Source organism: Deinococcota bacterium, from assembly GCA_030858465.1.
Taxonomy (GTDB): domain Bacteria; phylum Deinococcota; class Deinococci; order Deinococcales; family Trueperaceae; genus JALZLY01.
On the sequence record JALZLY010000114.1, the window covers coordinates 1 to 18344 of the forward strand.

At 66.1% G+C, this 18344-nt stretch carries 18 protein-coding genes, 1 tRNA gene and 1 pseudogene; 8 read left to right on the forward strand and 12 right to left on the reverse strand.

The window, feature by feature from the left end; genetic code table 11:
• Positions 1-55 precede the first annotated feature (55 nt).
• The 4 genes from M3498_05455 to M3498_05470 all read right to left on the reverse strand — a co-directional run bounded on the left by M3498_05455 (position 56) and on the right by M3498_05470 (position 2170).
• On the reverse strand, positions 56-805 hold the full coding sequence (locus tag M3498_05455) for a hypothetical protein (GenBank protein MDQ3458734.1): 750 nt from the start codon (positions 803-805) through the stop codon (positions 56-58).
• Positions 802-984, reverse strand: coding sequence for a hypothetical protein (locus M3498_05460; GenBank protein ID MDQ3458735.1), 183 nt, complete (start codon positions 982-984; stop codon positions 802-804). The genes M3498_05455 and M3498_05460 overlap by 4 nt, the downstream gene beginning before the upstream one ends.
• A complete protein-coding gene (locus M3498_05465; GenBank protein MDQ3458736.1) occupies positions 981-1325 on the reverse strand; it encodes a hypothetical protein in 345 nt (114 codons plus the stop codon). Before M3498_05465 ends, M3498_05460 begins: the two co-directional genes overlap by 4 nt.
• A 227-nt stretch (positions 1326-1552) precedes the next feature.
• Positions 1553-2170: a hypothetical protein gene (locus M3498_05470; protein ID MDQ3458737.1), complete on the reverse strand. Its 618-nt coding sequence runs from the start codon at positions 2168-2170 to the stop codon at positions 1553-1555.
• A gap of 290 nt (positions 2171-2460) precedes the next feature.
• On the opposite strand from M3498_05470, the gene M3498_05475 reads away from it, so the two are divergent.
• Together M3498_05475 and M3498_05480 are read left to right on the forward strand one after the other, a co-directional pair.
• Entirely contained in the window at positions 2461-3408 is a 948-nt protein-coding gene (locus tag M3498_05475) for a TAXI family TRAP transporter solute-binding subunit (GenBank protein ID MDQ3458738.1), read from the forward strand.
• A 160-nt stretch (positions 3409-3568) separates the two neighbouring features.
• A complete protein-coding gene (locus M3498_05480; protein ID MDQ3458739.1) occupies positions 3569-5761 on the forward strand; it encodes a TRAP transporter permease in 2193 nt (730 codons plus the stop codon).
• A gap of 266 nt (positions 5762-6027) precedes the next feature.
• Here M3498_05480 and obgE read toward each other — a convergent pair whose 3' ends face one another.
• The 4 genes from obgE to M3498_05500 all read right to left on the reverse strand — a co-directional run bounded on the left by obgE (position 6028) and on the right by M3498_05500 (position 8286).
• Positions 6028-7308, reverse strand: a complete 1281-nt coding sequence (obgE, locus tag M3498_05485) for a GTPase ObgE (protein MDQ3458740.1) — start codon at positions 7306-7308, stop codon at positions 6028-6030.
• Between the two features lie 78 nt (positions 7309-7386).
• Positions 7387-7641, reverse strand: a complete 255-nt coding sequence (rpmA, locus tag M3498_05490; GenBank protein MDQ3458741.1) for a 50S ribosomal protein L27 — start codon at positions 7639-7641, stop codon at positions 7387-7389.
• Positions 7642-7660: 19 nt separating this feature from the next.
• Positions 7661-8065, reverse strand: a complete 405-nt coding sequence (gene rplU, locus M3498_05495; protein ID MDQ3458742.1) for a 50S ribosomal protein L21 — start codon at positions 8063-8065, stop codon at positions 7661-7663.
• A gap of 145 nt (positions 8066-8210) precedes the next feature.
• Positions 8211-8286 (reverse strand) — tRNA-Ala (locus M3498_05500).
• 245 nt (positions 8287-8531) lie between these two features.
• Between M3498_05500 and M3498_05505 the strand changes: the two genes are divergently transcribed.
• Positions 8532-9065, forward strand: coding sequence for a hypothetical protein (locus M3498_05505; protein MDQ3458743.1), 534 nt, complete (start codon positions 8532-8534; stop codon positions 9063-9065).
• Positions 9066-9849: 784 nt separating this feature from the next.
• Positions 9850-10938: an aminopeptidase gene (locus tag M3498_05510; GenBank protein ID MDQ3458744.1), complete on the forward strand. Its 1089-nt coding sequence runs from the start codon at positions 9850-9852 to the stop codon at positions 10936-10938.
• A gap of 198 nt (positions 10939-11136) precedes the next feature.
• On the opposite strand, the gene lepA is transcribed toward M3498_05510, so the two are convergent.
• The gene (lepA, locus tag M3498_05515; GenBank protein MDQ3458745.1) at positions 11137-12924 is read right to left on the reverse strand and encodes a translation elongation factor 4; all 1788 of its coding nucleotides are present in this window, start codon (positions 12922-12924) and stop codon (positions 11137-11139) included.
• A gap of 154 nt (positions 12925-13078) precedes the next feature.
• Between lepA and M3498_05520 the strand changes: the two genes are divergently transcribed.
• Together M3498_05520 and M3498_05525 are read left to right on the forward strand one after the other, a co-directional pair.
• Positions 13079-13273 (forward strand): hypothetical protein, encoded by a 195-nt coding sequence (locus M3498_05520; protein MDQ3458746.1) that lies wholly within the window; start codon positions 13079-13081, stop codon positions 13271-13273.
• 259 nt (positions 13274-13532) lie between these two features.
• A pseudogene (locus M3498_05525) lies at positions 13533-13808 on the forward strand (septal ring lytic transglycosylase RlpA family protein).
• A 248-nt stretch (positions 13809-14056) separates the two neighbouring features.
• On the opposite strand, the gene trpA reads toward M3498_05525, so the two are convergent.
• Positions 14057-14857 (reverse strand): tryptophan synthase subunit alpha, encoded by an 801-nt coding sequence (gene trpA / locus M3498_05530; GenBank protein ID MDQ3458747.1) that lies wholly within the window; start codon positions 14855-14857, stop codon positions 14057-14059.
• Entirely contained in the window at positions 14854-16080 is a 1227-nt protein-coding gene (gene trpB, locus M3498_05535; GenBank protein ID MDQ3458748.1) for a tryptophan synthase subunit beta, read from the reverse strand. The genes trpA and trpB overlap by 4 nt, the downstream gene beginning before the upstream one ends.
• A 310-nt stretch (positions 16081-16390) precedes the next feature.
• On the opposite strand from trpB, the gene M3498_05540 reads away from it, so the two are divergent.
• Together M3498_05540 and M3498_05545 are read left to right on the forward strand one after the other, a co-directional pair.
• Positions 16391-16861, forward strand: coding sequence for a low molecular weight phosphotyrosine protein phosphatase (locus M3498_05540; GenBank protein ID MDQ3458749.1), 471 nt, complete (start codon positions 16391-16393; stop codon positions 16859-16861).
• Positions 16848-17702 (forward strand): fructosamine kinase family protein, encoded by an 855-nt coding sequence (locus M3498_05545; GenBank protein ID MDQ3458750.1) that lies wholly within the window; start codon positions 16848-16850, stop codon positions 17700-17702. The genes M3498_05540 and M3498_05545 overlap by 14 nt, the downstream gene beginning before the upstream one ends.
• Positions 17703-17984: 282 nt before the next feature.
• On the opposite strand, the gene M3498_05550 is transcribed toward M3498_05545, so the two are convergent.
• On the reverse strand, positions 17985-18344 hold a 360-nt coding region (locus M3498_05550; protein MDQ3458751.1), incomplete at its 5' end, for a beta-N-acetylhexosaminidase.

The window sequence follows — 18344 nt, forward strand, 5'->3', positions numbered from 1 at the left end:
GACGCACCCTGGCCCGGAGCAGCACGGGCCGGAGCTTCCGGTCGGGCAGTCGCGCTCAGGGCCGCGCCGCCGCGCCCGCCACCTGGGTCCCGGGCGGCGGCCGCCGTGAGCTAGCCTGCCGCTTGGCCTCGTGCCAGACCTGCATCGCCTGGTCCTCGGTGAGCACGGTGAAGGTCTCGACCGACGCGCCCAGGACCCCGTTCACCAGCGCGAACTGCTCTTCGCGCCTAAAACCGAGCTTGCCCATCTCGCGGTGCATGGCTTCGGCACGCTCGGCGGGTAAGGTCGGCGCGGGCTCAGGGCCACTAGGCCCACGGCTAGAGCCGTTCACCGAGCCCGCCTGCGGCAGAAAGCGCTGCGGTAGCCTGGGTGTCTCCAGGAGGCGCTTCTGGTCGTCGTCGTAAGCGAGCCAGGGCGCGTCCACGTCGTAGAGATAGCGGCCCAGGCCGAACTTGGAGCAGGCGCGCTTGAAGGCCTGCGCCTCGGCGGCGGTGCCGGGCGCGAAGCCGTCGTTCTCCTCGCCGGTACTGGAGCGCGTCACCCCGTGAATGCTCAGCTCGCAGATGATGCGCGCGTCGCCCCAGGGTCTGAAGCTCACGCTCCAGTTGCCGGGCACGAGCGCATTCAGCCTATCCTCGTAGACGCGCGGGTCGGCGTAGGGCAGCGCCTGGGCGCGCTTCTTGTCGCGCGAGACGTTGCCGACGCGCCAGTAGACGGCGGACTCGGGAAAGGGTTCGGCGAGCCTCTTCAAGAGCTCGCTCCAGTCGGTAGCTGTGGCTATAGTTGCGGTATCGTCTCGGTTCATGCGGCACGCTCCAGTTCGGGCGGGTCCTGCTCGAGCTCGAGGACGCCCTGACCCAGGCAGTCGGGGCAGGGGTCCTCGAGCCAGTCGCAAAACCAGCCGTCCAGGCTGAGGTCGTAGTGCTCGCGCGGGCTGTAGATGAGTCCCTCGCCCTGGCAGCGGAGGCAGCGTGCGGGCTTCATGCCGCCACCCGCTCGAGCTCGGGGTGCCGGGCACGCTCGCTCACCACGGCGCCGGCGTATTCCGACTCCGGCCTGGACGCCTGCACTTCGGCGTAGACAAGGGCGCAGGCGCGGTCCTTGATGTAGCGCTGGCGCAGGGTGAGCCCGTAGCCGTCCAAAAAGCAGGCCAGCCCGAAGAGGCGCCGCACCGCGTCGCTGCGCACCAGGCCGACGCAGGCCAGGCCGCCCGAGGCGGCAATGCAAGCGGCCATATCAGCTGCCAGGACGTCGATGGCCTCCTGCCCGGCGTCCTGGTGCCAGGCGGCCATGAGGCGGTGAAAGGTTCGTGCGGGATGGTTCATGCTCTTTCCTCCGGGTACGGATACCAGGGCGCGGGGTCTTGGCGGACGGCGCGCCGCTAGGGCTTGCGGTGGCGGATAGCCAGGGTGAGAGTCCAGGTTAAGGGCACTAGCCCTAGGCCCTAGCGGGCCTCACCTGGGGCCTCGAGCGCCCCTTCGTTGGACCTCTTGGAGGAGCTGGTTGAGGGATTGGGGACCAGTGCATCACGGTGCTACACCTCAGTTGGGCTTCAGTTGGGGGCTTCGAAAAGCTCGGCGGTCAGCTCGCCCCGCAAGAGCCCGCGGTAGACGCCTTCGACGACGATCTCCTCGGGGCTGACCTTGAGGACGGGGTAGCGCCGGTTGTGCGGGCGCAAGAGCGCCTCCTCGCTGCCCCGCGACCAGTCGAGGTACTTGAGCGTCACCTCGGTGTCGGCCACGCGCAGGGCGCAGATGTCGCCCGAGGCCGGCTTAGCGCCCTTCTGCAACAGGACCACGTCGCGGTCCTGGATGAGGTCGGCCATCGAGTCGCCCGAGACGCGCAGGGCGAAGAGACCGGGCCGGGAGCGGATGGGCAAGTAACCCTCGAGGTCTTGCCTCTCGTCGGAGAGCAAGCCCGCCGGAATCGAGCCGAGCACCGGCACCGTCCCCGCGCCCTTCAGCCTGAGTTCCGGCGACTGGCCGACGCCCCGGCTCGCAAAGGAGAGGTAGCCCTTCTTGTCGAGGGCCTGGAGGTGCTGGCGCAAGGAGACATAGTGCATGTTCATATCCCGGGCCAGGTCGGCGACGGGCGGCAGGCCGCCGGCCTTGTCGAGGATGCTCTGGAGGCGCTCGAGGACGCTGCGTTGTTTGGGCGAGAGTGGTTTCATAGGCATCACCTTAAAATTTAAGGTATCTCTAGTGTACAGGATGGAGGGACGAAAATCAAGCCCTCGAGGACAAAAGAACAAAAGGACAAGGTGAAACAGGACAAGGTGAAACAGGACAAAGGCTCGAGGACATTATGAACAGCGATTTGACAGGCAAAATTTTCAAGTGCTATAACGGGGGTGCATCACCACAGGCGCCTGCACGCAGGCGGTAACGTCAGCAAGACAACGCAAAGAGCTATGGGGCGGATCGACTCTTTCAGCGGTTCCGCTCGACCAAGGAGGTTATCATGAAGCGATCGTCCCTCATCGTCCTCACGCTAGCACTGTCGGTGCTCGGCTTCGGCCTGGCCCAGCGGCAGTTTCTCACCATCGGCACCGGCGGCGTCACCGGCGTCTACTATCCCGTCGGCGGCGCTACCGCGCGCCTCGTCAACGAGGCCGACGTCGGCCTGCGCCTGACGGTGGAGTCCACCGCCGGCTCGGTCTTCAACGTCCGCGCCATGGCCGCGGGCGAGCTCGACCTGGCCCTGGCCCAGTCCGATGTGGTCTACCAGGCCTACAACGGCGAAGCCGAGTTCGAGGGTGAACCCGTCGAGAGGCTGCGCACCGTCATGGGTCTCCACGCCGAGCCCCTGCACCTCATCTGCCGTCAGGAGGCGGGCGTCGAGAGCTTGGAGGACATCGTGGGCACCTCGATCAACTTGGGCCCCCCCGGCTCGGGCATCTTGAACACCGTCCAGGCCGTGCTCGAGGTCTATGGCATCGACGAAGGCGAGCTTCAGGCCGAGTACCTGCGCCCCGCCGAAGCCCCCGACTTCTTGCGCGACGGCCGCCTCGACTGCTTTTTCTACACCGTGGGCATCGGCGGCGCCGCCATCCAGGACATCGCCGTGACCACCGACATCACCCTGGTGCCGCTCGACGGGCCCGAGCTCGAGGGCCTCATCGAGGAGTTCCCTTACTACGCCTTCGCCACCGTGCCCGCCGGCACCTACAGCGGCATCGACGAGGACGTGACCATCTTCGGCGTCAAGGCGCTCTTCGCCACCACCACCGACTTAGACGACGAGGTGGTCTACAACGTCGTCACCGCGGTCTTGAACAACTTGGAGACCTTCCAGCAGACCCACCCCGCGCTCGCCGGCCTGACCGAGGAGGACTTTCTCTCCGGCCTCGGCGCGCCGCTGCACCCCGGCGCCGAACGCGCCTACCGCGAAGCGGGCATGATCGACTAAGCCCTGGCCGCCGTCACCCCTTGATGGCACAAGGGGTGACGGCTTGCCATCTTTTCTCGCCAAGGCTCGAGCGCGGTTCTGCTATGATGTGGCAAGCCTATTTGATAACAGCTGATTTGACAAGCCAATTTGAGGGTCGTGAAGCTGCTCGAGGAGGATCATGGCGAAAAAGAGGAAGGAGCACCGCAAGGAGGACGCGGTCCCCGTACCGGTAAAGCCTGCCGCGCCGCTCGTCAAGGATGACTCGGTCATCGACGGGGCCGCGGCGGAGAGAGCGCGGCTCTTGGTCGAGGAGGCCGAGGTTGGCGGGCGCAACCCGGTGGGCTGGGTGGGCTGGCTCATCTTCGCGCTGGCCATCGGCTGGTCGCTCTTTCAGTTGAGCATCGCCAGCGTCTTCGTGCTCGACGCCTACCGCGCCCGCGCCATTCACCTCGCCTTCGCCATCGTCCTCACCTTTTTGGTCTTCCCCGCGCGCAAGGGCGGCCGAGGCGACCGCGTTCCCTGGTACGACTACATCTTGGCCATCATAGCCGGTCTCGGCGCGCTCTATCTCGTTTTCGACTTCGCCGGCATCCAGATGCGCCAGGGCATTCCCATCCCCCGCGAGGTCGTGCTCGGCTCGGTGACGATTCTCCTGCTCTTGGAGGCCACCCGGCGCTCGCTCGGCCCGGCGCTCGCGGTCATCGCCGGGGTCTTTATCCTCTACGCCCTGGTGGGGCCGCGCGGCGCGGTTCCCTGGCTGGCGCCCTTTATGCCCGACATCTTAGCGCACCGCGGCTACTCCTTGGAGCGGATCGTCAGCCAGATGTACATCACCACCGAGGGCGTCTTCGGCATCGCCCTGGGCGTCAGCACGCAGTTCGTCTTTCTGTTCGTGCTCTTCGGCTCGATGCTCGACAAGGCCGGGGCGGGCAAGTACTTTATCGACGTGGCGACCTCGTTTCTGGGCGTCTACCGGGGCGGGCCGGCCAAGGCGGCGGTGGTCGCCTCGGGCCTGACCGGGATGATCTCGGGCTCGTCCTTGGCCAACGTGGTCACCACCGGCACCTTCACGATTCCGCTGATGAAGCGCTCGGGCTACCCGCCGCACAAGGCGGCGGCGGCGGAGTGCGCGGTGTCCACCAACGGCCAGCTCATGCCGCCGGTGATGGGCGCGGCGGCCTTTATCATCGCCGAGTTCGTGGGCATCCCCTACTTCGAAGTGGTCCGCGCCGCCTTTGTGCCCGCGGTGGTCGCCTACGTGGCGCTCTTTTACATCATGCACCTAGAAGCGCTCAAGCTCGGCCTGCGGGGCCTGCCGCGCGCCGAGCTGCCGAGCCGGCTGAAGACCTTTTTGTGGGGCGTTCACTACCTCGTCCCCATCGCCATCCTCGTCAACGCCCTGGTTATCGAGCGCGTCTCGCCGGGTTTCGCGGTCATGCAGGCCATCGCGGCGCTGGCCGTGCTCATGCTCGCGCAGGAGCCCGTCAAGGCCCTCTTTACCGGGAGGCCCGTGGGGCCGGCCTTCGTGGACGGTGTAAAGAGCCTGATCGCCGGGCTCGAGGCGGGCGCCCGCAACATGGTCGGCATCGCCGTGGCCGTGGCGGCGGCGGGCATCATCGTCGGCACCGTCAACCTGACCGGCCTGGGCCTGCGCCTCACCGAGATCATCGAGACGATCTCGAGGGTTCTCGCCGGCCTGGTCGGCCTCGTCACCGTGCCGCTCGTCGAGCTTCTGGGTGGCAACGTCTTGGCCTTTGAGAACCTCACCCAGTTCACCATCGTCCTCATCATCACCGCCATCACCAGCCTGATCCTCGGCCTGGGCCTGCCGACGACGGCCAACTACATCGTCATGGCCACCCTGACCGCGCCGATCATCTACAACCTGGGCCAGCAGTTTGGCTTCGGCTTTCCGCTCCTGGCCGCGCACCTCTTCGTCTTCTTCTTCGGCATCCTGGCCGACGACACCCCGCCTGTGGGCTTAGCCGCCTTCGCCGCGGCGGCCATCGCCCGCACCGACCCCATCAAGACCGGCATTCAGGCCTTTATTTACGACATGCGCACGGCCATCTTGCCCTTCATGTTCATCTTCAACACCGGCCTGCTCCTGGTCGGGGTGACGAGCTGGCTGGCCGGTTTGCACATCTTCGTCTCGGCGGTGATAGGCATGTTCGCCTTTTCGGCGGGCACCCAGGGCTTCGTGATGACTCGGACCATCCTCCCCGAGCGGCTCGTGCTCCTGGCGGTCGCCTTCATGCTCATCCAGCCGACCTGGACGACCGACCTCATCGGCGCCAGCCTATACGCGCTCGTCTATCTGTCGCAGTGGCTGCGCATGCGCCGCGCCGAAGGGCGGCCCAGTCCGGCTTAGAACCTGAACCTCCGGGGCGCCGTGGCTGAGCGGGCTGCGCGAGGGGCCGCTGGCGGTCGAGCCCGACGACGCCAAGCTGCTCTAGGCCGCGGAAGTATGAAGAAAAGCTAAAGGTTCTCCAATCCAGCGGGCGTGCAACCGGTCTATTGTGGAGACAGGCGAGGGCGTAACCTCCTCAAAGTGCGCTCCTCGCTCTTCCTTTGCCTTTATGAACCCTGTGACGCCTTTATGAACCCTGTGAGCCGCCGCTGAGCAACCGGGCGAGGCTAACGCGCCTCGGCCTCCTCGCCCCTTTCCTCGTCGAAGTACTCGAAGACCGCATTGCCGATCCACACGTTGTCGCCGTTTTGGACGCCGGCCTTTTTAAGCAGCTTGGCCAGGCCCATGCCCAGAAAGTGGCGGTGGAGGTAGCTGACGGCCTCGTGGTTGTTGGGGTCGAAGCGCGCCACCAGCGCCTCGACCTCGCCGCCGCGCACCCGCCAGTCTTGGCCGCCATGCTCGCGCTCGACGCGGAGGTGATCCACCCTGACCCTCTCGGTGGGCCTCTCGAGCCTTGCCAGCGCGGGTCGCTCGGGCAGCAGCTCGAAGAGGGTATCGACAAGGCTAGCCAGGTTCTTGCCCTCGAGCGCCGACACCGCCACCACCGGCAGGCCCGCTTCGGTAAGCTCTTTGGTCTCCCCTTCCACCTCCTCCGGGGCGGCCAGGTCGGTCTTGTTGAGGACGATCATGGCGGGCAGCTCGAGCAGCTTGGGGTCGTACTCGCGCAGCTCGCTCTGGAGCGCCGCCAGGTTCTCGCCGGGCGCCTCGGCGATGTCCAGGACGTAGACGAGCAGGCGGGTGCGCGAGATGTGGCGCAGGAACTCGAGGCCCAAGCCCTTGCCCTCGTGCGCGCCCTCGATGATGCCGGGGATATCGGCCAGGGTAAGGCGCTCGTGTCCGCGCTCGATGACGCCTAAGTTGGGCGTCAAGGTGGTGAAGGGATAGGAGGCGATCTCGGGCCTGGCGTTCGACAAGGCCGCCAGCAGGCTCGACTTGCCGGCGTTGGGATAGCCTACCAGGCCAGCGTCGGCGATGGAGCGGAGCTCGAGCCGGAGCCGCCGCTTCTCGCCGGGCGTGCCGAACTCGGCGAAGCGCGGCGCCTGGCGCGTCGAGGAGGCAAACGACGAGTTGCCGCGCCCGCCCAGGCCGCCCCTGGCGGCGAGCGCCGTCTGTCCCACCTCTATGAGGTCGGCGACGAGTTCGCCCGTCGCCACGTCGTAGGCCGCCGTGCCGACGGGCACGTCCACGGTGAGATCCGCGCCCTGCGCCCCGGCGCGGTTACGGCCCTCGCCCTGGCCGCCCGTCTCCGCCTTGAAGACGCGCTTGCCGACGAGGCGGTCGAGCGAGGTGACGTTCTCGACCGCGTGCAAGAGGACGCTGCCGCCGTCGCCGCCGTGCCCGCCGTCGGGGCCGCCCTTGGGAATGTACTTGAGGCGCAAGAACGACAGGCCGCCGTCGCCGCCCTTGCCGCCCTGCGCGGTAATTTCTATAACGTCTCGAAAAGCCATCGTTCCATCCTAACTTGCACAAAGGCGGCCAAAGAAAAAGGCGCGCCTGAGCGCGCCCGCCTCGGCCTGAAGCCGATTCTAATTCGTTTCGATGCTGATGAAGCGACCCCGCGCGCCCTTGTCGTGAAACTTCACCATGCCCTTCCTGAGAGCAAACAAGGTGAAATCCTTGCCTTGGCCGACATTGAAGCCGGGTTTGAACTTGGTGCCGCGCTGGCGGACGAGGATGTTGCCCGCCGCCACGACCTGACCTTCGAAGCGCTTGACGCCGAGGCGCTTGGACTGGCTGTCGCGGCCGTTTTTGGAGCTGCCTACGCCTTTTTTGTGTGCCATGACCTATCCTTTCCGAGTTTTAGCCGTTGATAATGGGAGCGTTGACCACAGGGCTGCTGACGGTAGCGTCGCCGATAGTCTCGTCGATAATCTTGGCGCCGTTAGCCTTGTTGTCGATGCCCTTGATGCGGACTTCCGTGTAGGACTGGCGGTGGCCGGTCTTGCGGCGGTAGTTCGCCTTGGCCTTGAACTTATAGATATAGATCTTTTCGCCACGGCCGTGGCCGACGACCTCGGCCTGAACGCTGACGCCGCTCACGAGCGGCTTGCCGACCTCGATACCGTTGGCGACCCCGTCGCCACCGAGCATCATCACGGGCAGTTCGACGGTCTCGCCGGGCTCGGCCGGGAGAAGCTCCAAGCGGACGAGGTCGCCCTCCTGCACACGGTACTGCTTGCCGCCACTCTGAACAATCGCAAACATCTTGTCAACCTCCGCGAACCGCCCTGCGGTTCTTACGCTCGCCTTTTGCCGCCTTGCCTGAACGTTTGAGCCCGCACCTTGCAGCCCGCACCTTGCAGCACTGCAAGAGACCGGCCACGGCCAGTCTCTCAAACGCAGGCTCGATTGGTGGAGCTGAGGGGATTCGAACCCCTGACCTTCTGAATGCCATTCAGACGCGCTCCCAACTGCGCCACAGCCCCAAACATCGGCTAGTCTAAAGGGTTTGGGGGAGCAATGTCAAGCGCGTTTGATGCGTCGGCGAGGGAACGGGCCAAATACCGGCCTGCTGTTCTCGCTTGCCATTTTCCCACTCTGCAGCCTTCAGAACGCACGGTGTGGCCCAACGTCGTGCCCGATCCATCTATGAGACAATAGGACCTTAGGGCTGTCCGCCCTTGACGCTGCTTCGCTCGAGGAATAGAAGGGGACCACTATGAACCGCCAGATGCGCCGTATCAGCGAAAAATCGGAGAAGAAGAAGGAAAGGGAAAAGGCCGACAAGCGCGCCGCCAGACTCGCCAAGGTAAGCGCCAAGCGGGAGAGCCGCAGGACCGTGACAAAACCCGAGATCAAGCCGTCCGCCGTCGGGGGCGCGCCCAGCGAGACGCGACCGGGCGAAGCAGGGAGGCCCAGAAACCGCTTCATCGGCGTTCTCGCCCTCGTCAACGTCCTGGTGGTCAGTTACGGCGCCTTTCTCGCGCCCGCCGAACCCACCCTGGCCGACACCTTCATGAACGGCCTGCTCTACATAACCCTCGGCTACTTCGCCTGCCGCTGGTTCTTGGGCCGCGGCCTGGGAAGGCGCGCCCTCTACGCCAGCGTCTTTTCCGGCCTGACGCTGGCGCTCGGCCTCGAGCTCGCCAAGGTCTTCCTAGACGGCTTGCAGCCCTATCCCTTGAACCTCCTGTTCGTCCTGCCCGCCCTGCTCCTAGGCGCCTTCGGCGGGGTCTTCATCGAGCGCAAGCTGCACGGGGCCTGAGCCCTACCCAGACGAAAACCCTACCCAGACGAAAACCGGGCCTGAACCGGTCCGGTTTTGCCTCTCTTCGACCCCGTCAACTGCAAGCTCTTGACGAATAGTGCATCTTGGTGTATTCTCAGAACTATCAGCGCGCTTTTTGGCGCTTCTTTTTTTGCCCTCTACAGCTAATCCTCATTCCCTGGCTGCTCTTGCGCTTCTCTAGCTCGCTGGATTTCCAGAATACCCACAACCTCTTGAGCGCTCAAATCACTGAACAAGCGCTCGAGGCGTTCGGTATCGCCTACGATGGTCGCCCATAGGGTCGGGCGGGGCCAGGATTCAGAAAGCGTATTGGGCGCAGTTTTTAGGAGAAGAAGGTTCCCGAGAGGCAGAGGAGCAATTGGTCCACGATGTACTGGAGACGGTTGTGCAGGGGTTGCTACCGCGCAGTGACTGAGGGTATGGGCACGTCTTAAGCGGTCGCTTTTTCGTCCTTCGTTGCACCACCGAACGCCCAAGCCGCTCTCGAGGCTGCATCACACCGTTGCAGTGGATCGTCTGGCATTTCTGCGGTCTTCCGGCCCGTCTGCCGCACGAGCGCTTTAAACCTCGAGCGCCAACCCGCTCGAGCTACAAGCTCGGCTCGAGGGTCACGAGTTCCTTCACCACCCTGACTGCTGACATGGCAAGGTACAGGGAGTGAGATCGTTCCGCTCCACCGGCATCACCGGCGCAGGCACTGCCAAGACAAGCGTCCGCTGCTAATGACAACCCACAAAGCCCCACATGTTACGCTCTGTTCATGATTCATCCCCTTCACGAAAAGTACGCCAAGCTGCTCACCCAAGCCTGCCTCAGGGTCGAGCCCGGCGACAACGTCAGCATCAACCTGGAAACGACCGCCGAGGTGATGGCTCGCCCTGTGGCCCGCGAAGTCCTGCGCGCCGGGGGCATCCCGCACCTGCGCATGCACTACCCGGCCTGGACCCAAGACCTCCTCGAGCTCGCCCCCGAGGATTACTTCGAGGCGGAGCCCACCGTGGAGCTGCGCGAGGTCCAGCAGATGCAGGCCTGGCTGAGGATCGGCGGCGCGGCCAACAGCCGGGCGCTGCAAGGCGCCGACAAGTCGCGCCTCTCGAGGCTCGCCAAGCGCAACCGCCCGGTGCAGAACCACCGCGTCAACCACACCAAGTGGTGCGGCACCCTCTTCCCCACCCAGGCGGGCGCCCAGGACGCGGGCATGAGCTTAGACGACTACGAAAGGTTCGTCTATGACGCCATGTTCCTCCTCGACGACGACCCGGTGGCGAAGTGGGCGGAGCTCGAGGTTTACCAGGCGCGCGTCATCGACCGTCTGAAAGAGGCCGACGAGGTCCGCATCGTCGCCGCAGGGACCGACCTGCGCATGAGCGTGAAGGGCCGCACCTGGATCAACAGCGCCGCCGGCCACAACATGCCCTCGGGCGAGGTCTTCACCGGACCTGTCGAGAGCAGCGCCAGCGGCGTCATCACCTATGCGGTGCCGAGCGCGGTGAACGGCGTGGAGGTCGAGGGCATCCGGCTGAGCTTCGAGAACGGCCGGGTGGTCGAGGCCAGGGCCGACAAGGGCGACGACCTGCTTCAGTCGCAGCTGAGCACCGACGAGGGCGCCAAGTATCTGGGCGAACTCGGCGTCGGCACCAACTACAACATCCAAGTGCCTACCAGGAGCATCCTCTTCGACGAGAAGATCGGCGGCACCGTCCACCTGGCGCTGGGCCAGTCCTACGCCACCACGGGCGGCACGAACGAATCGGCCATCCACTGGGACATGATCTGCGACCTGCGGCAAGGCGGGGCGATGTACTTGGACGGCGAGCTCTTTCAAGAAGGAGGGCAGTTCAAGCTCTAGCTAGACCAGCCCCAACTCCCGCGCCCGGCTCACCGCGCCCATGGTCGCTCACCCCAACTTGAGGTAGAGAGCCTGGCGACGACGCTCTCCAGGAGCCCGCGCAGGTCGGTCGGCTCCTTCAAGGCCACGCCGTCTCGCTCACGCCCTCGCCTGTATTGCCTAGCTGCGGCACCCCCGCACTATCGCGCAGGCACCGCTCTACTCGTCCGCCGCCAGAACCGCCAAGAAGGCCTCCTGCGGCACCTCGACGTTGCCGAGCTGCTTCATGCGCGCCTTGCCCTTTTTCTGCTTCTCCAAGAGCTTGCGCTTTCTGGTGATGTCGCCGCCGTAGCACTTGGCGGTCACGTCCTTGCGAAAGGCCCGCACCGTCGCCCGCGCCAAGATCTTGCCGCCTATGGCCGCCTGCACCGGCACCGCGAACATCTGCCGGGGGATGACCTCGACCATCTTGTCGACGATCTTGCGGCCGAGCGCGTAGGCCTTGTCGCGGTGAGCGATCACCGAGAGCGCGTCGACCTTCTCCTCGTTCACCAGGATATCGATCTTGACCAGGGCGCCCTCGCGGTACTCCAGCGGCTCGTAGTCCATGCTGGCGTAGCCCCTCGAGAGGCTCTTCAAACGGTCGTGAAAGTCGTAGAGGATCTCGGCGAAGGGCACCTCGTAGCGCAGCTCGACGCGCTTGCCGTGGTAGACCATGTTCTTCATCTCGCCGCGGCGCTCTTGCAAGAGGCCCATGATGTTGCCGACGTACTCCTCGGGCAGGTAGACGCTGAGGCGCACCCAGGGCTCGAAAATGCTCTCGATGCGGTCGGGCGGGGGCAGCTCGGCGGGGTTCTGGATGCGCTCGCTTGAGCCGTCCGAGAGCTTCACCTCGTAGACGACCGCCGGCGCGGTGGCGATGAGCGCGAGGTCGAACTCGCGCTCGAGCCGCGCCTGGACGATGTCGGCGTGCAAGAGGCCCAAAAAGCCGCAGCGAAAGCCGAAGCCCAAAGCCTCCGAGGTCTCGGGCTCGAAGGTAAAGGCGGCGTCGTTCAAGCCGAGCTTCTCGAGCGCCTCGCGCAGCTTGGGGTAGTCGTCGGTGACGGTCGGGTAGAGGCCGCTGAAGACGACCGGGCGGGCGGGCTTGAAGCCGGGGATGACGTTCCTGGTGGGCCGCTCGGCAAAGGTGATGGTGTCGCCGATCTGGGTGTCTTCGATGTTCTTGATGGAGGCGGTGAGCCAGCCCACCTCGCCGGGGCCGAGCTCGCCCGCCACCGTCAGCGCCGGCTCGAACGAGCCCACCTTGTCCACCTCGAAGGCTTTGCCGGTCGAGACCACCTTGATCTTGTCGCCGTGCTTGACCACGCCGTCCATCACCCGGATCAGCGCGATGACGCCCTGATAGGAGTCGTAGACGGCGTCGAAGATGAGGGCGCTCAAGGGCGCCTCGCGCTCGCCGCCGGGCGCGGGCAGGTGCGCGACAATGGCCTCCAGGACCGCCTCCACGTTCTCGCCGGTCTTGGCCGAGACCGCCACGGCATGGTCGCCGGAGACGCCGACGACCTCCTCGAGCTCCGCGACCGCCCCCTCGGGGTCGGCGTTGGGCAGGTCGATCTTGTTGACGACCGGCAGGATCTCGAGGCCGTTGTCGACCGCTAAGTAGGCGTTTTGAATCGTCTGCGCCTCGACGCCCTGGCTGGCGTCGATGACCAGCAAGACCCCTTCGCAGGCGCGCAGGGCGCGCGACACCTCGTAGTTGAAGTCGACGTGGCCGGGCGTGTCGATCAGGTTGAACATGTACTTCTTGCCGTCCTTGGCTTCGTAGGTGAGCCTGACCGGGCTGGCCTTGATGGTGATGCCGCGCTCGCGCTCGAGCTCCAAAGTGTCCAGCATCTGATCGCGCTTGTTGCGGTCGGGGGCGCTCTGGGTGAGCTCCATGATGCGGTCGGCGAGGGTGGACTTGCCGTGATCCACATGCGCGATGATCGAAAAGTTACGAATCTCCATCCCTGCATTCTACTGCCTGGGCAGCCCTAGGCGTGATACCGCTCGCCACGCGGCACAGCCTGGTGATCATTGTGATTGGGGTGATCATTGTGACTGGGGTGATTGTTGTGACTGGCGCACTCCGGGGCGCGCGTGCGGCTGCTAGCCTGGACGGGTGCCACCTCTCAACGACCTTTCCAAAGTGCCCGGCGAAGCGGGTATCGACCAGCTGCACACGCTCTCCGTAGAGGAATTGCACGAACTCATCCTTTGCTGCGAGGCGGCCTTTGCCGAGGGCGAGGTCCAAGTCAATACCTTCGAGCTCTTCACCCGCTGTCAGCAGGAGCTCTCGAGGCGAAGTCAAAACTGAGCTGGGCGAGAAAAGCCCGCGCCCGTGTGGGGCCCGGCGCGAAGCCTGAGCTGAGGGCGGCCACGTCACCGAGCGCCGCCTTGTCGGATTCTTGGCATCCCCGCCGCCGCCGGGGCGTCATAGTAAAGCCATGCGGCGCATCACGGCATTGGGTAGGGCAACGGCTCTCTTCCTGCTGACAGCGGCCTGCGCGCCCGCGGCGGACACGCACGAGCCGCATGCGGCCACGGTTCCCGCCCACCTCAGCCAAGCCCTCCCCGTAGAGGGCGTCGCCTCCTGGTACGGCCCCGGCTTTATCGGCCGCCTGACCGCCAACGGCGAGGTCTATACCGCCCGCGAGATGACCGCCGCCCACCGCACGCTGGCGTTCAATACGCTCGTGCGCGTCACCAACCTGGAGAACGGCCGGAGCGCCGTGATCCGCATCAACGACCGCGGTCCCTTCGTGGGAGAGCGCGTGATCGACCTGTCCGAGGCCGCCGCCGAGCGGCTCGGCATGATCGGCCCGGGCACGAGCCGGGTGCGGCTCGAGCTCGAGCCGCCCCGCAGCCTGGACGCGACCCTGCTCGCCCGCACCGACCGCCACTTGGCCGGCTTCGACGCGGTGTCACGGCACCACGCGCTCGGCGAGCTCGTCTTTTTGACCTCCGCGGGGGCGCCACACCCGGTCCTGGTCAGGGTGGTGGACGACGACCCGGCGCGGTACGGCGACGCCGACCTGTTGCTCTCGCCCCAGGCCTACGCGCTCTTGGGCGGCGCCGTCCGGGTTCTGCCCTCGGGGCGCTAAACGTCGCTGGGCACGCCGCGCCGGCAGGCGAGCGCGATCTCCCCCGCGAGCGCGGCCACGTCCTCGCCCCCGTCGATGGCGGCGATCAAGGCCGAGCCGACCACCACGCCGTCGGCCACCTCGGCGACCGGCCGGGCCGTGGCCGCACTCGAGACGCCGAAGCCGACCGCGACGGGCAGGTCGCTGACCTCCCTGACGCGCCTGACCAGATCGGGCACGCCCTCTGACGCGCCGCCTCTGGCCCCGGTCACCCCCGTGACCGACACGGCGTAGACGAAACCGCGGCAGGCACGGGTGACGAGCTCGAGCCGAGCGCGGGTCGAGGTGGGCGCCACCAGAAAGACCGTGTCCAGGTCGTGCTCGCGCGCCGCTTGGGTGAGGGCCTCCCCTTCGTCCGGGGGCAGGTCGGGCAGGATGACCCCGTCGGCTCCGGCCGCCTTGAGGTCGCGCACGAAGCCTGTCTCGCCACCTCCCGCATAGCAGTAGATGGGATTGTAATAGGACATCACCACGAGCGCCTTGTCGCTGTCCCGGCGCAAGGCGCGCACCGCCTCCAACACATCCTTGGTGGTGGTGCCCTGCGCCAGGGCCCGCTCCGACGCGCGTTGGATGGTGGGGCCGTCGCCCAAAGGGTCGGAGTAGGGCAGGCCGACCTCCAAGATGTCGGCGCTCTCCAGGAGTGCCCTGGCGCACTCGAAAAAGCCCACCTTGTCGGGAAAACCCGCCGTCAGGTAGGGAATGAAGGCGGCGCGGCCCTCCCCTTTCGCCTGCGCGAAGGCCCTGCTGATCCGGCTCACGCGGCGCTCTCCATCTTTTTTTCCATCTCGAGCACGCGCATCGCTTCCGAGACGTCCTTGTCGCCACGGCCCGAGAGGTTGACGACGATGACCCCGTCCTTACCCATGTTCCCCGCCATCTTCATCGCTTCAAAGATGGCGTGCGAGGTCTCGAGCGCGGGGATGATGCCCTCGATCTCGCTCAGGGCCCTGAAGGCTATGAGCGCTTCCGCGTCGCTGACGCCGACATACTCGGCGAGCCCGGCGTCGGCGTAATAGGAGTGCTCGGGGCCGACGCCGGGATAGTCGAGGCCGGCCGAGACGGAGTGCGCCGGGCTGATCTGACCGTCGCCGTCGTAGAGCAGGTACATCATGGCGCCGTGCAGGACGCCGCGCTTGCCCGCCGAGATGCTGGCGGCGTGGGCACCGCTGTCCAGGCCATGACCGGCCGCCTCGACCCCGACCAGGCGGGGGCGCTCGGCGGCGTCCAGGTAGGCGTAGGGCGCAAAGAGGCCGATGGCGTTCGAGCCGCCGCCCACACAGGCCACCACCGCGTCGGGAACCCGGCGGCCCTCGAGCGCTTCCAGCTGCGCCATCGTCTCAAAGCCGATCACGCTCTGAAAGTCGCGCACCATCATCGGGTAGGGGTGCGGTCCGACCACCGAGCCGATCACGTAGAAGGTGTCGCGGACGTTCGTCACCCAGTCGCGAATGGCCTCGTTGGTGGCGTCCTTCAAGGTGCGGGTGCCGCTCGTGACCGGACGGACCTCGGCGCCCAGCAGCTTCATCCTGAATACGTTCAAGGCCTGGCGGCGGATGTCCTCCTCGCCCATGTAGACGACGCAGCGGAGGCCGAAGAGCGCGGCCGCCGTAGCGGTGGCGACGCCATGCTGGCCCGCGCCCGTCTCGGCGATCACCCGCTCCTTGCCCATGCGCTTGGCGAGCAGCACCTGGCCGATGGTGTTGTTGATCTTGTGCGCGCCGGTGTGGTTCAGGTCCTCGCGCTTTAAGTAAATCTTGGCGCCGCCCGCGCGCCGGCTCAGGTTCTGGGCGAAGTAGAGCAGGCTGGGCCGGCCCACGAAGGTCTTCAGGTAATGCTCGAGCTCCCGCTGAAAGGCCGCGTCATCTTGCGCCGCGTGGTATTCGCTCGTCAGCTCGTCGAGCGCGGGAATCAGGGTTTCGGGGACGTAACGGCCACCGTACAGGCCGAAGCGGCCACGCTCGTTGGGTAAAGGAAAGAGCATGATACCTCCATAGCTTAAAGCTCATAGGTTAAAGCTCGAATTGTGAGGGTGATTGAGGGTAAGCCGCGCTTGGCAAGGCTACCAGCGCTGGTGCTGCCACTTGTGGCTGCGCGGTGTTCGCTTGCGCGCGTGGGCTTTCATGGCTCGAGTCTACGCAATCGGCGGGCGCTTGTCCAGCGAATGCCGCGACCGACGGACTCGAGCCTGACACCATGAAGGTCACTTGGGCGTTGGCAGTCGGCTCCGAGCTATCAAGGTTTGCCCGCTCTGCTACACTACATGGACACGGCTCTTTGTGATAGAACACCGTATGACCCGTGTTCTCTTCGTCTGCACCGGCAACATCTGCCGCTCACCCAGCGCCGAAGGGGTCTTTCGCGCCGTCGTGGCGAGGGAAGGGCTGGCGGACGGGGTTCAGGTCGCCTCCGCGGGCACCCATGACTACCACGTCGGCGCGGCGCCCGATCGCCGCGCGCAGGCCGCCGCCAGGACCAGGGGCTACGACCTCAGCGCCCAGTGCGCCCGGCAGGTGACGGAGGACGACTTCAGGCGCTTCGACTACGTCCTGGCGATGGACAAGGGTCACCTCGAGTGGCTGCGACGGCGCTGCCCGGTGGGTTACGGGGACCGCATCAGGCTCTTCTTGAGCTTTGCCGGAGACAGTAAGATTGACGAGGTGCCCGACCCCTACTACGGCGGCGACGACGGCTTCGAACACGTGCTCGACCTCATCGAGAACGCCTCGGAGGGGCTGCTGGCCGAGATCCGTGCCGGGGCTTGAGGGGCGCATCGGCATGGCCTTGGGTGAGGCCGTGCAGGGGCTCGAGCCCTTGCGAGGCGGCTGTATCGCCGAGGTCTACCGGGCGCGGCTGGCGGATGGGACCGCGGTGGTGGTCAAGTACGACCCCGGCCCGGAAGCGAGCTTGGGGCTCGAGGCCGCTATGCTCCGCTTTCTGGCCAAGCGCAGTTCCCTGCCGGTCCCCCAGGTCTTTTACGCCGAGGACGATCTGCTGGTGCTCGAGTACGTCGAGAATGACGGCAAGGTCAGCGCCACGACCGAGACCCACGCCGCCGAACTCCTCGCCGAGCTGCACAGCCTCAGCGCCCCGCGCTTCGGCTTCGAGCAGGACACGGTCATCGGGCCGCTCGTGCAGCCCAACCCCTGGACGGGCTCATGGCTCGCCTTCTACCGCGAGCAGCGCCTCGGGGCTATGGCACAAGAGGCTTACCGGGCCGGCACACTAGACGAGACGCTGCTGGGCAGGCTCGAGCGCCTGGTCGATGACCTGGACACCTTCATCGGCGAGCCGGAGGCGCCGTCGCTCGTCCACGGCGACGTCTGGAGCGGCAATGTGCTCGTCAGGCGGGGGCGAATCGCCGCCTTCATCGACCCGGCCCTCTACTACGCCGACGCCGAGGTCGAACTGGCCTTCATCGCCCTCTTCCACACCTTCGGCAGGCGTTTTTTCGAAGTCTATAGTCAACATCGTCCCAGCCGCGAGGGATTTCTCGAGCGGCGCAAGGAGGTCTACAGCCTCTATCCGCTGCTCGTCCACGCCCGCCTCTTCGGCGCGCCTTATGACGCACGCGTGGCTGGGACGCTGGCGCGAATCGGCTACTGACGGCGCGAGCTGAGCTTAGGGTCACTGGACCCCTTCAGCTGGGCTCAGGACCACTGGACCCTTTCAGTTTTCGTAAGCTCCGGCAATATGTCCTGCACCGACTCGGGGTAGCCTTGAGGTCGAGGGGCGGGGGTACGTTGGCAGATCCCCACCGGGTTTGGGACTGCGATGAAGCGAGATATCCCTATGCGCCGTACAGGATGCCAGGGTATCTCGCGTTTTTATGAGGCGGATAGAGGTTTATGAGGCGGATAGAGGCGGGCACCACCTCGGCTTGACCGCTCAAGCATCCAAGCTGACCGGCAGGCGGCCACTCGCCTCTTCGCGCCCCAGCAGCCAAGCGACCACGGCCGCCAAGGCCTCGGGGCGAAAGCCGTAGGAGAGGAGCGCGGGCGCGTCCACGTCGCACGCGGCGTAGGGGTTCCAGAGGGCCAGGTGCAGGTCGGGCTTGGCCTCTCTGACGAGCGCCTTCTGCTCGTCCGTCAGGCGGTGGCGCGAGGTCGAGGCGAAGACGACCGTCTGGCCCTCGCGACGGGCCACCCGCAGCTCGGCGAGCGCGGCGAGCGGGTCGGCGCGGTGGTAGTGGACCGCCGTCAGCGCGAAGCCTGCGGCGAGCTGAGCCGCCAGCGCTGGGCCCGGCAG